Raw genomic sequence first — 15233 nt, 5'->3', positions numbered from 1 at the left:
TCATCATTACCATCCCGGGTTTTGTCTCATTGATGGTGTTTGAACGAGTTGATCGTTAGGTATGGGGAACACTTCGTGCTTACCTTCTATAAAAGTTTTTCCGTCAGCAGCCATGGCTTCTTTGGCTTGTCCTGTGCGAATAAGATCAAACCAGCGGTCGTGCTCCATAGCGAGTTCCAGACGACGCTCTTTCCAGATGGCGCGTCTAAGCTGAGCCTGATCTGTGGTGGTTACCGCAGGTAAATTTACACGGCTGCGTACCCGGTTTAAAGGAGTAAGAGCAGCAGCAGACTGTCCCAACTCGTTTAAGGCTTCAGCGCGTATTAATAGAATTTCGGCAAAACGTAAAACGCGAATGTTCTTATCTCCATCACCTTGCCCTGCGTTTGCAGAAGAATAGGCTTTTTCGCTATAACGCGGATTTTCAACACTGGTGCTTACTACTCTGCCATCCCAAAGTGTTTCGCCTGCAAAAATAATGGTAGCATCACGACGTATAACATCTCCTTCGGCATTGAAGGCATCCTCCAGATTTTTTGAAGGTGAGTTGAAACCCCATCCCCATCCGCTGGGTCCGCGAGCTCCCTGAGTTTGAGAATACTGTTGAACCCCGTGTTGCGGGATTTCACCACGAGCCTGAATTTCAAAAACCGACTCAGGACCATTTTCGGTAGATTCTCTCCAGATGGTAGCATAATCTGGCTCCAGATCGTATTGATTGGACGTGATTAGGTTATTTGCCATATCTGCTGCCTGTTGCCATTTTTCCTGATAGAGGTAAACCTTAGCTAATAAACCCTGAGCAGAACCTTTTGTTGCACGACCTATATCTGAAGATGCATAGTCATTTTTTAAAGGCAGGTCGGCAATTGCTTCAGTAAGATCCTGCTCAATATAGGCATATACCTCTTCAACCGAAGCGCGCTCTACCAGATCTATGCTTTGAATAGGTACGTCACCAAACGAACGTACCAGCCAAAAGTAATTGAGCGCACGCAAAAATTTAGCTTCGGCAATGATGCGCTCTTTAGGAGCACTTGTGGGACCCTCATAAAGTTCGGTAAGCTCGATTGCCTGTCGTGCACGCCCAATAGTTTTGTACCATTGGGTCCACATTGCCCGTACAGAAACAGATGAGGTTGTATGATTGAGGTTATCCAGTTCCCGTTTGTCTGTTCCCGTGTCTGTAGGAGAACTCCCTTTATCTGAATTGTCGGAAATCATTTCGGTAATTCCTAAATACGAAAAGGCATAGGAAAAGTCAGTATGCATTCCATAAACACCGGTAAGGAAATTTACAGGTTCAAAATCTTCACTGTCATCAGCTACGGGATCAACAACCTCTACTTCTTCTACAAAATTGTCGCAGTTAACAAGCAGCATGCCTGCAAAAAGCGTGAGTATTATATGTTTAAATGTTTTATTCATCGCTTTATTTTTTAGAGTTTGAAATTGGCGCCCAGTATAAATGAGCGTGTATTGGGGTATGCAGAAAGCTCAATACCGGTTGTCCCGTTAGGAACTCCACTTTGATTTAATTCTGGAGTAAAACCGGAATACTTTGTAAACATAAACGGGTTTTGCAAGGTCACATAAACTCGGGCGCTATTGATAAAATTGCTCAATTCGGGCAGAGTATATCCCAGTGTTATGTTATTGATTCGGAAATACGAACCGTCTTCCAGGTAGTAGGAAGAAGCCTCGACATCCCGTTCTGCACCGGGATTTACATTTGTTGAGCCGGGACCTGTCCATCTATTATTGAATTGCTCGGCAGAGATGTTTTCACCACCTATACGCGTGTTGTAAAGTCCGTTATATACTTTGTTACCACCTACACCAAAACCGGAAACACTCAGGTCAAAGCTTTTGTAGTTTGCGCCAATATTAACCCCGTAATTGTAGGTTGGGATATACGAACCGAAGTATTTTTTATCGCGGTCGTCAATAACACCGTCTTCATTTTGGTCAACATAACGCAGGTGTCCGGGTCTGGCATTTCCTATCGACGTATTGTTGTCAATCTCTTCCTGAGTTTGCCATACGCCGTCTGCCTCATACATCCACCAGGCAAAAATGGGCTGACCGTCTGCAAGACGTTTGGTTATACGACCATTTCCTAAACTTCCACCTGTAGCGCCATCATAAGCAGGCTTAACATTTTGAACGCGGTTTTCGTTTGTAGAAAAATTCAGACCAATATTGTATGAAAAATCAGAACCTATCTGGTCTCTCCAGTTTACTAAAAATTCAAAACCGGAGTTGGAAATTTCTGCCGCTTCATCAAAGAAATTAGAACTGAATTCTGAATTGAGAATAGGTCTAACATTAAGAATTGCATTGGTGTTTACTCTGTTGTAGTAGTCGATAGTACCACTAAGACGTCTGTTAAGCATCGCAAAATCAAAACCTACTTCAAATTCTTCAGTCACCTCCCATGATAGTGGAATAGCAGGTGTTCCCAATGCAGCACCAATGATTAAGCTTTGAGCAGGACCAAAAACGTAATTGGTGTTTCGGCTTCCGTCACCCGAATTGATAGACTGTACGTTGAAAGGAATCGCCTGATTTCCCAGTTTACCCCAACCTGCAAATAGTTTAAAATTATCCAGAACCCCGTTATCTTCCATAAAGGATTCATTAGTAAGCGTCCAACCTAAACTGAAGGCCGGAAAGTAGCCAAAGAAGTTATTATCACCGGTGACAAAATCACTGGTTCCATCTCTTCTCAATACGGCACGAAGGTAATAGCGGGAATCGTAGTTGTATTCTACACGGCCAAAATACGATTGCAAATTGGTGCTTTGATAGGTGTCACCACCTACGCTGTCGTCAAATAAGCGATCTGTTCGTAAGTCGAAATTGCGCAGGTTGCGCTCAGGTCTTACATCGTAGCCCTGTGAGGAGGTAAACTCACCTCCCTGATAGTTTTCACGGCTCAATCCAACAGTAGCGCTGATGTTATGCTTGTCAATTTCTTTGGTGTAGGTCAAAAAGCCTTCCACATTCCATCGGTATGATTCGGTACGGCTTACGCTGTACGAGTTGTTTGCAAATTCGGTTGAAACAATGCCATCACCATTTGGGTCACCTCTTTCCGTATCAAAAGTGGCTTCAGATCTTCTTGGGTCTGCGTTAAGCCATTGTGCTCTGATGTCTGAAAAGCTGTGGTTTGTAGAGTAGAATTTTGTTGCTGCAAAACGGGTGGTCAGCATCAAATCATCTGTAATATCTAATTCTGTTGCTATTTGACCCTGAAGACTGGTAGTATTGATATACGTGTCTTCAAAAAATACCTGAGATACCGGGTTAGCGTGTGTGTTTAATCGTCCTACGCGCTGACCGGGTTCACTTTCAAAAGTTACTATTCCCGTATCCTCGTTAACAAAAGACTGTCCAAATAAGCCGTTATCATATCGTACAGGTACGAGAGGAGATTGTCTGTAAGCACTACTGAATGCTCCGAAAGGTTTAGGAGTTTCATTAGTATAGGCAATATTCAGGTTTTGAATAATCCTGAAGTTGTCATTAAACAAATGGTAGGTGTTGTTATTTCTGATAGTACCACGTCTAAACTTCTGACCGTCCAGAATGCCTTTTTCTTCAAAAAGGTTGTAGCTCAAGAAATAGTCGATATTGTCTGAAGCTCCTGAAACGGAAAAGCTGTTGTTGTTGATTAAGCCGGTTTGTAGCAATTCGTCGTACCAGTCTGTGTCATAACGCTGATTTTCCTGAAGCAAAAAGCCGTCATTTGCAGCGCTTTCCTCATTAAAGTATTGAATATACTGGTCTGCATTTGCCATTTTAACCTGATTTAAAATGGTTTTTGCACCGTAGTAAGATTCAAACGAGAATACGGGCTTACCACTTTTACCTCGTTTGGTAGTAATTAAAATAACCCCGTTTGCAGCTCGTATACCGTAGATGTTTGCATATGAAGCACCTTTAAGGAAGTCGATAGATTCAATATCGTTTGGGTTTATGCTGCGAATATCGCTTAGTGGCTGACCGTCTACTATATAAAGTGGAGAACGCCCACCTTCGGCAGTACCCAGACCACGCATTAAAACAGTGGGTGTAGAACCCGGCGCATCGTTTGCAATAATGTTTACACCGGCAACTTTACCCTGTACTGATTGAATCGCAGTAGTAGCGGGTTGTTTGGTGATTTCTTCGCTGTCGATAGAAACAATTGCACCGGTTATATCAGATCGTTTTTGATTACCATAACCTACTACAACGACTTCGTCAAGTTCACTGGTTTGATCCTGCAACGCGAGGTTATACACATCGTCATTAGTTACAGAAAACGTTTGCGATTGGAAACCTAAATAAGTAATACGTATTTGGTCACCTACGCTGGCTTCTAATGAAAAGTTACCGTCAAAGTCGGTTACGGTGTAGGTGTCTTTGTCAACTACCTTTAATTCGGCGCCCGGTAAAGGCACATCCCGGGTGTCTGTAATAGTACCCGTAATGGTCTTGGTTTCCTGAGCTGAAAGGGAGAATGAAAACAGACTCAGGACAAGCAAAAAGCTAATTTTACATTTCATATACTTTACTTTTTGAATTGGTTTTTTAAAATTCTGGTGTGAATATAGGAGACTAAAAATCCAAACGAACTACATAAAAAATACATCAAACTATTAATTGATGTTAATAACCTTAAAATAAGGCGTTTATATATTTAAAACTAAAATTTACAACGTTTGCGAAATGCGTTTGATGTAGTTTTGAGAAAGTCGAAAATGTAATTTTGAGCTATTGATGTATGAGAATCTAGTAATTTTTGATAAGAAATTTTGAAAGATTCTTACCGTTTTTTAAGCCCAACTTTTTACGCAGACGATAGCGCTGAATTTCTACCCCTCTCACCGAAATTGCCATTAAAGGGGCGATCTCTTTTGTAGCCAAATTCATTTTTAAATAGGCACAAAGTTTCAAATCTTTCGAACTCAAACCGGGATGGTCTTCCAGTAGTTTTTGAAAGAACTCGTCGTTAATTTCTTTAAATGTGGTTTCAAAAACCTTCCAGTTATCCTTGGCATCAATGATGTGATTGATCTTATTTTGAATATTGGATACCTTTTTGGGATTGCTGCCTTTTTCTTTTACTTCTTCGAGTTCGTTTTTTATATCGATGAGGCTGCTGTTACGTTTTGCAGCCAGGTAGGTGGTATTCGCAAGTTCTTTCCGCTTTGCGTTAATTTCCTGCAACAGCTTATTACGCTCTGCGATTTGATTTTTACGATCTTGCTCTTTTATGAGCCTAAGCTCTAACTCCCTGCGGTGTTTATTGAGTTTTTGTCTGTTTATATACGCGATGAGAACAACCACGCCCAGGAGCAACATGACATAGATACAGAGCATCAGGTTTGACAAATACCAGGGTCGTAATACGGTAAAACTTAAGGTAAGAGGTTGGTCACTTTTTGCTCCCTTATTAAACGACCAGATGTTGAGGGTGTAATCTCCTGCAGTAAGATTCTGAAAAGAAAGGGCTTTGCTAAACTGGCCTTTCATACCGTTAGACAGATCATAAACAAAAGTAGGGTCGTGCAGGGAAGGCGCAGCGATAAATACGGTGAGGTTTGCGGCCTCCTTGTATGGGATTTCAAATGTTTTTGATGTGATTTTCCGAGTTTCATCTGCGGTTTGAAGGCCGGTAAGCAGTGGGGCCTGCACGCTGCTCTGATCGTGATCTGCCTTTAGACTCGCAAGATTGATGCGGCCAAAGCCTTCATTTAGGGTGATGTAAAAAATACTGTCGTTGTGTTGAATAATTGTCTCATAGTTTTTTACAATACGGCTTTCCAGTAAGGGCTCTACAATATACAGGCTGTCCTGTTTAAAATCGGTATAAATCAGGCCATTGCCTTTTCGGTTTTTGAACCAGTAGAAGCTATCCCGGTCATTGATCAAAGCATAGGAATGGTAGTTTTTGAGTTCTTTAAAGTTCTCAAGTGTATCGTTTATACGGTTATAACGATACCACTCTCCTGCGTTGTAAAAGGCGATTTGACCTTCTATCTGATGAATATGTGTTTTATAGGCCGAAAGTCCCCCCAGATCGTAGTAAGATTCTACATTTGATATTTTTTGCCGGGGTAAATCAAGCTCTGCCCTGTAAAAACCCTTATAGGGATGTGCTGCCCAAAGGTTTTGATTGTTTTCAAATAATACTTTTTCTACCGGTCCTGGTTTGCTTTCATCCAGAGGAAGCATTTTAAACTCATTTTTCTCAAAATGAAACCGTCGCAGACCGTTATAGGTATAATTAAGGAATTGACCGGATTGCGGGATTTGTACAAGGCCGTAACTTCCGGAGCTACCCGTAACCAGATCAAGCTTGTCATTTTTAAGTTCAAATAAGCCCAGGTTGTGATTGATAAAAAGCCTGTTGTTTATAATCGTAAACTTCCACACCTGACCCTGAGAGCCGGGAATGAAACTGATGCCTGCATCGGTAATTTTATGAACGCCCGTATTTGTACCGGCATAGGTAGCCCCATTAAAGAAAACCAGATCGTAAACAGCACCCAGCTCACCCGTATTATCAAGAAAGTACTGCACTGCAGTATCGGGGAGAACCAGGTCTATACCATTGTCAAGGCCTATCCAGATCTTAGAACCGGCTTTGTGTAACGAGAGCACGGTATTGTTTTGCAGTCCATTTTGTCTGAAATGATTCTTTAGATTTCCAGTTCGGGTGTTGTAATAGGCGATACCTCCCTTTACAGTGCCTAAGATCAAAAGCTCATCATTTACCGGTTGTATTTTATTGAGCTCGTTGATCTCCAGAAACTGCGTGAGCGCAGCATTTCCCCAGGGCTTCAAGCCATTGTTTTCAAAAACGAAAATTCCGGTTCTACGGGTACCGGCAAGGATTTTTCCATCAAAATTGCTGAGTTCTATAATCGCACTTTGGTTAACCCTTGCTGTGGTTAAGGTGTCTATTTTGTTATTTCTGAAGCGGTATAACTTACCCCCATTAGAACCCAAATACAAGTCATTATCGTGCTGCTCCATTGCGGTAATGACAAAACCGGGCTCGTGTGCTTCAATTTTTTCACCGTTAAAAACATAGAATTTTCCAAAAGACCTGAAGTAGACCGTATCGCCAATTGAGCCTATTTGCCAGAATTCTTCATTTTGAAATGTCGCGTTTATAAGATGAGTAAGTGACGTATAGTGTAAATCGCCGGTTTCTGTGGTGGTCCAATACCCAAACTCTTCATAAGAACCGGTATAGATGCGATCGCCGTGGCAAAAAACAGAGCGTATGGTGGTGTGGTTAGGCAGCGTAAAGACTTCCCAACGCTGACCGTCAAAACGCAGTAAACCTTCATTGTTAGCGACAAACAACACACCATCTTCATTAGCGCTAAGGCCCCAGTTTTGACTTGCGGCATTATAATCGCGGGTACTGTAATTGGTTACCGGTGGAAAGAAATTCTGACCATAACCCATTGTGGTTAAGGCCAAAAAAAAGCAGCATACCCAATATATTTTATGTTTTAACAGCATATGGAAAGGTAATTAATGCTTTTGCACGTTTCAACCGTAAAATTACAGGAAAGCAAGTTGGTCTAGTAGATTTAGGTTCTTAAATGCTGTTAAAGAACTAATCTGAATCTTTTACAGCTGTAGGTGAAATCTGCCCCAACCGCTGCGCATTTAAGGTTGCCAGTACCACAACGCCAAAAAGAACCAAAATCAGATACGTGAAGGCCACACCCTGATCGATGAGATAGCCTATAAGCAAAGGTGCCAAAGCGGTGCTCAGGATCATAGACATCGAGAACAGGCTGTTCACGGCGCCCAGTTTTTCGGTGCCGTAGACTTCGGCGAGTACGGCAGATTTCACCGTTCCGGCGAGGCCGGTAGTCACTCCGGTGAGAATGAGAAAAATAAGTGCGCCGGCAATGCCGTCCATAAAAGCCAAGGGCAGAAGCCCCAGCGCCTGAGGGATCAGAAAATACCGATACAGGCGTTTGGCAGTAAACCGGTCGACCCAGATTCCACCTACAATAGACATCAAAAACCGGGTTGCGGCATAGCCGGTAAAAAAAGCCGCGTAGAGTGAAACAGACCAGCCCTTTTCTTCGACGAAAACGTATTGATAAAAGAAAATTGCTGTTGAGGTAAATGCCAGGGCAAAGGTAGAAGGCATCAGGACCATAAAGCGTTTGTCTTTAAGAATTCCGCCAAAATCCTTAGCCAATACTTTAAAAGAAGGTCGTTTGGATACCTGTTCTTTCCGGTCAAAATAACTGAGGTCTTTAAACCACAGGAATCCCAGATAAATCAATAACATCCCGGCGCTGGCCTGGGCTGCAACCTCAAAGCCGTAAGCGAGTATGATGGAAGTAATAATTATGGGAAAAATAGCCTCACCCATCGGGAAGCCCAGAGCCGCAATACTCAGGGCTTTACCCCGGTTTTCTCCAAAATACCTTGACATCACGGTCTGGCTGATGTGACTCATCATTCCCTGTCCGGTAAGCCGTAGCCCAATCATTGCCAAAATCAGCAGGCTGATGTGGTAGGGAGAAAAGCTGAGTAAAAGGCACGAAAGTATAAGTCCCAAAATGTTGAAAAACACCACTTTTTTAAGCGGTTTATGATCTATGGTGTGGCCTACCGTTAACAGAATTACTGAGGCAATAACGGTTCCCAAAGCATAAATACTGCCAAAAGTACCTTCAGAAATACGGAAGGTTTTAAGCACTTCGGGCACGTAAAGCGAGATTAAAAACGTCTGCCCAAAACTGGATAAAAAGGTAAGTACCCAGCCAAAACTCGCAGATTTAAAATGGTTTTTGAGAAAGAGAAGTAGGTTCTTCAAAACGGACTTTTTCTGGAGCGTAAAAGTACTAAACCCGAACCGGTTTGAGTCACTTTGGCGCGGAGTATTAACCATGTTGGGGCCTTAGAGATGCGGTGTGATTCTACGAATAGCGGCTTTAGGACTTTATTTTAAAGAAACTTTAGAGGTTTAGTGCTTCGTAGGGCATAGGTTTTGCTCCTTTTATCACCCGTTTATAACAAGATTTCCGGTAAAAGATTCGGACCAAAATAATAAGCTATGAAACGAATACAAGACACTTCAATCCTTATGATACTAATCCTTGCGGGCATAATGCTGTCATTTAAACCTGTAGCCGAAAAGCCGAAGCCCTATGCCATTGTCAAAACCTGGGATTTGCCGGGAGTTTTGGATGAAGTATCCGGTCTAAGCTGGGCGGGAAATGACCAGATTCTGATGGTTGAAGATGAGCACGCAACGCTTTACCTCTATGATTTGGAAGCTGAAAAACTGGAAAAAGAGATTTCTTTTGGCGAAAACGGCGATTTTGAAGGTGTTGCTTTGGACGGAAGCACCGCATTTGCGATGCGCAGTGACGGCATGCTGTTTGAAATTCAGCAGTATTTAGACGAAAACCCGAAAGTAAAAAACTACCGGTCTACACTTTCCCACAAAAACAATGTAGAAACCCTTGCGATAGACAAACAAAATCACCAACTGCTTTTTGCTCCCAAAGACGAAGATCCCAACGATGACCAGGTCAAAGGCATTTACAGTTTTGATCTCGATACCCATAAAATGCAGGCTGAGCAGCTTTTTAAAATTGATATGCTTGACCCTGTGCTCAAAGACTATAAAGAAAAGAAGACCCAACGTACATTCAGACCTTCAGATTTAGCGGTGCATCCGCAAACCGGAGCTTTTTATGTTTTGGAAGGCGTGCATCCCAAACTGCTTATTTTAAACACAACAGGTGACATTAAGCGGGTTATTGATCTGGACGAAAAACACTTTCCCCAACCTGAAGGTATAACCTTTAGCCCTGATGGCAGGTTGTTTATTTCTAATGAAGGCCATGGGCAACCGGCAACCGTAGTCGAAATCAGGCTTTCTGAATAGACTTTTAGCGCTTTGTGTTCATTACAAAACCTTTTCTTAACCAAAACATAAACCCGGAATAAGGCAGGAATAGAGGCTATTTGGTTTATTTGCGAAGTACGTGAGTAAACAAATATCCCTATGAATTATTCAGATCAGGAATTATTGGCGCTTTTAGATAAGCATCAAAAGCTGGGCTTTGATCTGATTTTTGAGCGTTACTGGAAGCGACTCTACCGTTATGCCAATACTATTTATGCTGAGGACCGTATTTGCGAAGACATTGTTCAGGAAGTTTTTATCAGTCTCTGGGAAAAATCAAAAACGCAGAAAATCTTCAACCTCGAGGCCTATTTACTAAGGGCTGTAAAATTTAAAGTTATCAATCACTTGCGGGACTTAAAATTTACCCGTGAGCATCAGGAGGTTTTAAATGAGCTCTGTGTTCCTGCAAAGGCAGATCAGTTTCTGGTTTGCGATGATGTAGAAGCTTTAATTCATTATGAGATTGATAAACTTCCGCCTAAATGCAAAAGGGTGTTTGTTTTGAGCCGCTTTGAGGATGTGCCCAATGCAGAAATTGCACAGCAACTCAATATTTCTATACGCACGGTTGAGAAACACATTAGCGATGCCTTAAAACACCTCAGAACTTCGCTCCCGGTAGGTGAATTGTCCCTGATTATTACCTTATTGTTACAGTAATGTAAACACCATTCCCCGTATTTAAACAAATCATTAAATGCGCAAAATGCGCTACGTGTAAACCCGGCTTTCTGTGACTTACCTGTAAAAGGGTTCAATTTTGACACAGAAAGAATTTCAGAAATTACTGGAAAAACAACGGCAGGGATCACTCAACAAAGCCGAAGAAAACCTGCTTGAAGAATTTGTAAACAGACTTCAGCAAAACCAGAAGCACAGACGTATTGATCCGGGCGATGATCACAAAAAGCGTATTCGTAAAAAAATTGATCAGGCTATTGATGCGCATACGCCTCAACGGCGTCTGGTGAATAGCAAGGTGCTTGCCTATGTTTCGGGTATAGCCGCTGTGCTTTGTATAAGCTTTTTTGCCTTCCAGTATTTTTCAGTTGAATATATAAGTGTTGCCACATGCAAGGGCGAACAGCGCAGTCTGGTTATGAGTGACGGTTCAAAAATTTGGTTAAATGCCAATTCCAGCCTTACCTATCCTGAAAATTTTAATGAAAACCGAAACCTTCAATTAACCGGTGAAGCCTTTTTTGAAGTCTTCCGTGACGAGCAGCACCCCTTTACTATTAAAACCGGAGCGGTGCGAACCACCGTATTGGGAACCAGCTTTAACATCAACTCGTATGACCCGGCCAGTCCCGTGGTCAGCGTCCGCAGTGGAAAGGTTAAGGTAGAGCATACAAACACCGGCGAGAAAGTGTATCTGGTTAAAAATCAGGAGCTGGTTTTTGAAAATGCAAATAGTCCGGTGACAACTACCGGAAATCTTCAGGATACCATGCTGTGGATGCAAAAAACAATTGTTCTAGAAAATACAAGTCTGCTCAAAACAGCCACAGTTTTAGAAAACTGGTATGACGTAACAATTGATTTTGCCGATCCTTCAATAAAGGAGCTCCGCATAACAGGGAAATTTCACGATGAACCTTTAGAAACGGCCCTTCAAAGTATAGCGCTTATAAATCACTTAAAAATAGATACCCTCTCTCAAAACCACTTTATGATTCGAAAAAACGCCCCCTAAAACAAAAGAGACCCACTTCTGCTGCAACACAAGTGGGCCGGAATAAATAAGACTACAACTGAAATTATAGCCATTATCAACATGAAAACTAAACTACAAATTTTACAAACGTTTACCCTTTGGAAATTGAGGTATTTGACGCTTGTCCTTTTTTCCATAGTGACTTTAAAGGCTTCGGCCAACCCTAATCAAAATCTGAAATCTGTACATGTAACCACAAATTTTAAGGATACGCAACTGGCCGATGTTTTTGCCAATCTTGAAAAACAAACCAAATTCACCTTTGTTTTTGACAGCAAACTTCTGGAGACTACCAAAGCGGTAAATCTTAATGTACGTAACGAAAGCCTTGACCTTGTTCTCAACAAGATCGCTGCACAGACCCGTCTTTCTTTCACCCAGATTAATAACACCATTACGGTAGTACGTAACGAAATCCAGCAGCAAATTAAAGGGCGGGTTTTTGATAAGGATGGTCTTCCGCTACCCGGTGCTACGGTAAAAATTCAGGGTTCATCAACCGGAGTGACCACAGATTTTGATGGGGTATTTACCATCAATGCGGGCAGTGCGGTAGTTCTGGAAGTTTCTTATCTGGGCTTTACCACAAAAACTGTAAATGCATCACCGGGAGAAGACCTCAGCATTACACTGGAAGAAAATGTGAATGCCTTAAACGAGGTGGTAGTGACCGCTCTGGGGATTAAGCGGGAAGAGAAAAAACTGGGTTATGCCCAGCAGACCGTATCTTCCGAAGAGCTTTTAAATGCCCGTCCCAATAACTGGTCTGAAGCCTTACGCGGTAAAGTACCGGGGCTTACCATTAATGGCTTGGGAGGTCCCATTGGTTCCCAGCAAATAATACTGAGAGGTAACAGCTCTCTTGATCCCGGTAATAATGGGGCACTTATCGTTATTGACGGGATCCCTGTTCAAAATGAATTTCCGGGTTCAGGTGCTTCTAATGCCTATATGGGAGGTGCTTCCAGTACAGACACGCCGGTAGATTTTGGTAATGCGATCGCCAATTTAAATCCAGAGGATATTGAGAGTATTTCAGTATTAAAAGGTCCTGCGGCATCTGCACTTTATGGATATCAGGCTGCAAACGGTGCTATTTTGATTACGACCAAAAAAGGCCAAAAACAGACCGGTCTGGGGGTTACCATTACTTCAAACGCTAAGATGGATGTCATTACCCGCTGGCCAGACTGGCAATACGAGTACGGTCAGGGTAGTGGCAGGGGCAGTTACTTAAAGCCTGCCACAGATTCTGAAGGCAACCCGGTAGCTTACGAAGACCGGTTGTATTATACCTATGGCGCTTCAGAAGACGGTAGGAGCACTGCCGGAAGCAGCAGCGCCTTCGGACCTCGTTTTAACGGGCAGTTTTATTTTCAGTACGATCCGGAGCTTGAAGGACAATCGGCAGAACGCCAGCTTTGGAGACCTTATAAAGACAATCGCAAAGGTTTTTGGCGTAAAGGACTTACGCTCACAAACAACATCGCTCTTCAGGGTGGAAGCGAAAAAGGATCGATGCGTGCTTCGGTTACTCACACCAAGAATGAGTGGATTATGCCAAACACCGGTTTTGAGCAAATGTCACTTTCTGTTAATGCCAAACATCAGATTTCTAAAAGAATAAACCTGTCGTCTATCGTAAACTATTCCAAAAGAATGAGTGATAACCTGCCGGGTCAGGGTTACAACAACCACTCCATTGCTTATTTTATGATTTTTCAAAACCCCAATGTGGACCTCGACTGGTACCGTCCTATCTGGAAAGAGGGGCAGGAACAGATAGATATGATACGCCCGTATAGCAGTTTTATTGACAACCCCTATGCGATGGCTTATGAAATTGAGAACAGCCTCAATCAACACGCAATAACCGGTAATTTTCAGATAGATATCGAGTTGCATACCAACCTGAGCCTGATGCTTCGCGGGGCGCTGAATATGTACAACAAAAATATGGATCAGCGCAGACCCTATGACATCAACCGGTATGCACGGGGTTATTACCGCAAGACCAATGTGTTTAAAAATGAAATCAATACCGATTTCCTGTTAACCTATACCAATAAATTCGGGGATCTCGACCTTACTGCAAATGTGGGCGGAAACAGTCTGGATTACGAATATTTAAGACAGGATTCCTGGACTGAAGGTCTCGAGATTCCCGGGGTGTATAACCTGGTAAACGGCTCTCAGCTTTTTACCAGCAAGTTTGAAGGCTATAATAAAGTAAACAGTCTGTACAGTCTGGTTTCTCTGGGACTTAAAGATTTCTTATTTGTAGACTTAACCGGGCGTAACGACTGGAACAGTATGCTTCCTAAACAGAATATGTCTTACTTCTTTCCTTCAGCAAGTGCGTCGTTTGTGGTAAGCGAACTTGCAGATTTGCCTAAATCTATAGATTTTCTCAAGCTTAGAGGTTCTGTGGCGCAGGTAGGAGGTGCAGGACAGTATGATAACCGCTATAGTACCAGCAAGTACTTTAGCCGTAGTGACTTCCCCGGTTCGGCGGTTTCACCACATTCGCTTTACAATACCGATTTTAAACCGGAAATCACAACCAGTACCGAACTGGGATTTGATTTACGCATGTTTAAGAGCAGGTTGAAACTGGATGCCGCTGTTTATCAAACCACCTCAAAAAACCAGATTTTTAGTTCGCCATTACCCAACTCTTCAGGGTACAGCAGCGCTTTAATCAACGCCGGTTCTGTGCGTAACCGCGGGATTGAGCTGTTACTTAATGCTAAAGTGATAAACACACCGTCTTTCAGCTGGAATAGCACACTCAACTGGTCTAAAAATGAAGGGAAGGTATTGTCGCTTCACGAAAATGCCGAAGAAGGCAGGTTTGAGATGTTGAGTTCATCTGGGGCACGTCTGGTGGCTGTTGAAGGAGGTTCACCGGCAGCGCTTTTTGGCAGAGGATATGAAAGAAATCCACAGGGCGAAATCATTTTTGATGCGGACGGATTCCCGCTTATGACTGATGATATCATTTTTATAGGCGACACCCAACCCAAGTGGGTAGCGGGCTTTATCAACTCGTTTCAGTATAAAAATTTACGGTTAAATGTGGTTATTGATGGTAAGTATGGCGGGGTGATTTACTCGCATACGCATCACAAACTTACCCAGCAGGGTAAATTGAAGCATACCCTCATCGGTCGTGAAGAAGGGGTACGTGTGGGTGAAGGTGTGGTTCTAAATGAAGATGGCAGTTATAGTCCCAATACCACAGCAATCCCAATTGCAGATTATTATAATGAGATGTATCCCCTTGCCAATACCGAAGCCAATTCATTTGATGCTTCGTTTGTAAAACTGCGCGAGGTTACTCTGGAGTATAACTTCAGTAAAAAATTGCTGGCCAGTACTTTTTTAAGTGAAGCGGCAGTGTCGCTGTATGGTAGAAACCTGGCAGTGATTTCAGACTTCCCCATCTATGATCCTGAAGTGGCGGGGCTTGCCGGTGGCACCAATTTTCATCCCGGTGCTGAAGTAGGGCAGATGCCATCGCCTTCAGAATTTGGTATTAATGTTAAAGTAGGCTTTTAAATA

8 protein-coding genes are annotated in these 15233 nt (G+C 42.7%); 4 read left to right on the top strand and 4 right to left on the bottom strand.

All coding sequences use genetic code 11. The annotated features are described in order from the left end of the window. Positions 1-6: 6 nt before the first annotated feature. From LLW17_RS02760 to LLW17_RS02745, 4 genes are all read right to left on the bottom strand, one after another. Positions 7-1428: a RagB/SusD family nutrient uptake outer membrane protein gene (locus LLW17_RS02760; protein WP_228228745.1), complete on the bottom strand. Its 1422-nt coding sequence runs from the start codon at positions 1426-1428 to the stop codon at positions 7-9. Positions 1429-1439: 11 nt separating this feature from the next. Continuing rightward, on the bottom strand, positions 1440-4553 hold the full coding sequence (locus LLW17_RS02755) for a SusC/RagA family TonB-linked outer membrane protein (protein WP_228228744.1): 3114 nt from the start codon (positions 4551-4553) through the stop codon (positions 1440-1442). A 226-nt stretch (positions 4554-4779) separates the two neighbouring features. Further along, positions 4780-7485: a helix-turn-helix and ligand-binding sensor domain-containing protein gene (locus LLW17_RS02750; RefSeq protein WP_228228743.1), complete on the bottom strand. Its 2706-nt coding sequence runs from the start codon at positions 7483-7485 to the stop codon at positions 4780-4782. Positions 7486-7624: 139 nt separating this feature from the next. Beyond that, positions 7625-8848: an MFS transporter gene (locus LLW17_RS02745; protein ID WP_228228742.1), complete on the bottom strand. Its 1224-nt coding sequence runs from the start codon at positions 8846-8848 to the stop codon at positions 7625-7627. A 240-nt stretch (positions 8849-9088) separates the two neighbouring features. Between LLW17_RS02745 and LLW17_RS02740 the strand changes: the two genes are divergently transcribed. From LLW17_RS02740 to LLW17_RS02725, 4 genes are all read left to right on the top strand, one after another. Further along, on the top strand, positions 9089-9928 hold the full coding sequence (locus LLW17_RS02740; protein ID WP_228228741.1) for an SdiA-regulated domain-containing protein: 840 nt from the start codon (positions 9089-9091) through the stop codon (positions 9926-9928). 120 nt (positions 9929-10048) lie between these two features. Beyond that, on the top strand, positions 10049-10612 hold the full coding sequence (locus LLW17_RS02735) for an RNA polymerase sigma-70 factor (RefSeq protein WP_228228740.1): 564 nt from the start codon (positions 10049-10051) through the stop codon (positions 10610-10612). A gap of 100 nt (positions 10613-10712) precedes the next feature. Continuing rightward, positions 10713-11648 (top strand): FecR family protein, encoded by a 936-nt coding sequence (locus LLW17_RS02730; protein ID WP_228228739.1) that lies wholly within the window; start codon positions 10713-10715, stop codon positions 11646-11648. 81 nt (positions 11649-11729) lie between these two features. Then, entirely contained in the window at positions 11730-15230 is a 3501-nt protein-coding gene (locus tag LLW17_RS02725) for a SusC/RagA family TonB-linked outer membrane protein (RefSeq protein WP_228228738.1), read from the top strand. Positions 15231-15233 lie beyond the last annotated feature (3 nt).

It is taken from the genome of Leeuwenhoekiella parthenopeia (assembly GCF_020782115.1).
Classification (GTDB): domain Bacteria; phylum Bacteroidota; class Bacteroidia; order Flavobacteriales; family Flavobacteriaceae; genus Leeuwenhoekiella; species Leeuwenhoekiella parthenopeia.
Note: the sequence above shows the minus strand (reverse complement) of the source record. Positions and strands in the feature narration are given on the sequence as shown.

What these genes read in the sequence shown, in the direction of transcription:
- LLW17_RS02760 (WP_228228745.1), bottom strand. Translation starts at nt 1,428, where the DNA reads ATGAATAAAACATTTAAACATATAATACTCACGCTTTTTGCAGGCATG.
- LLW17_RS02725 (WP_228228738.1), top strand. Translation starts at nt 11,730, where the DNA reads ATGAAAACTAAACTACAAATTTTACAAACGTTTACCCTTTGGAAATTG.
- LLW17_RS02735 (WP_228228740.1), top strand. Translation starts at nt 10,049, where the DNA reads ATGAATTATTCAGATCAGGAATTATTGGCGCTTTTAGATAAGCATCAA.
- LLW17_RS02755 (WP_228228744.1), bottom strand. Translation starts at nt 4,553, where the DNA reads ATGAAATGTAAAATTAGCTTTTTGCTTGTCCTGAGTCTGTTTTCATTC.
- LLW17_RS02740 (WP_228228741.1), top strand. Translation starts at nt 9,089, where the DNA reads ATGAAACGAATACAAGACACTTCAATCCTTATGATACTAATCCTTGCG.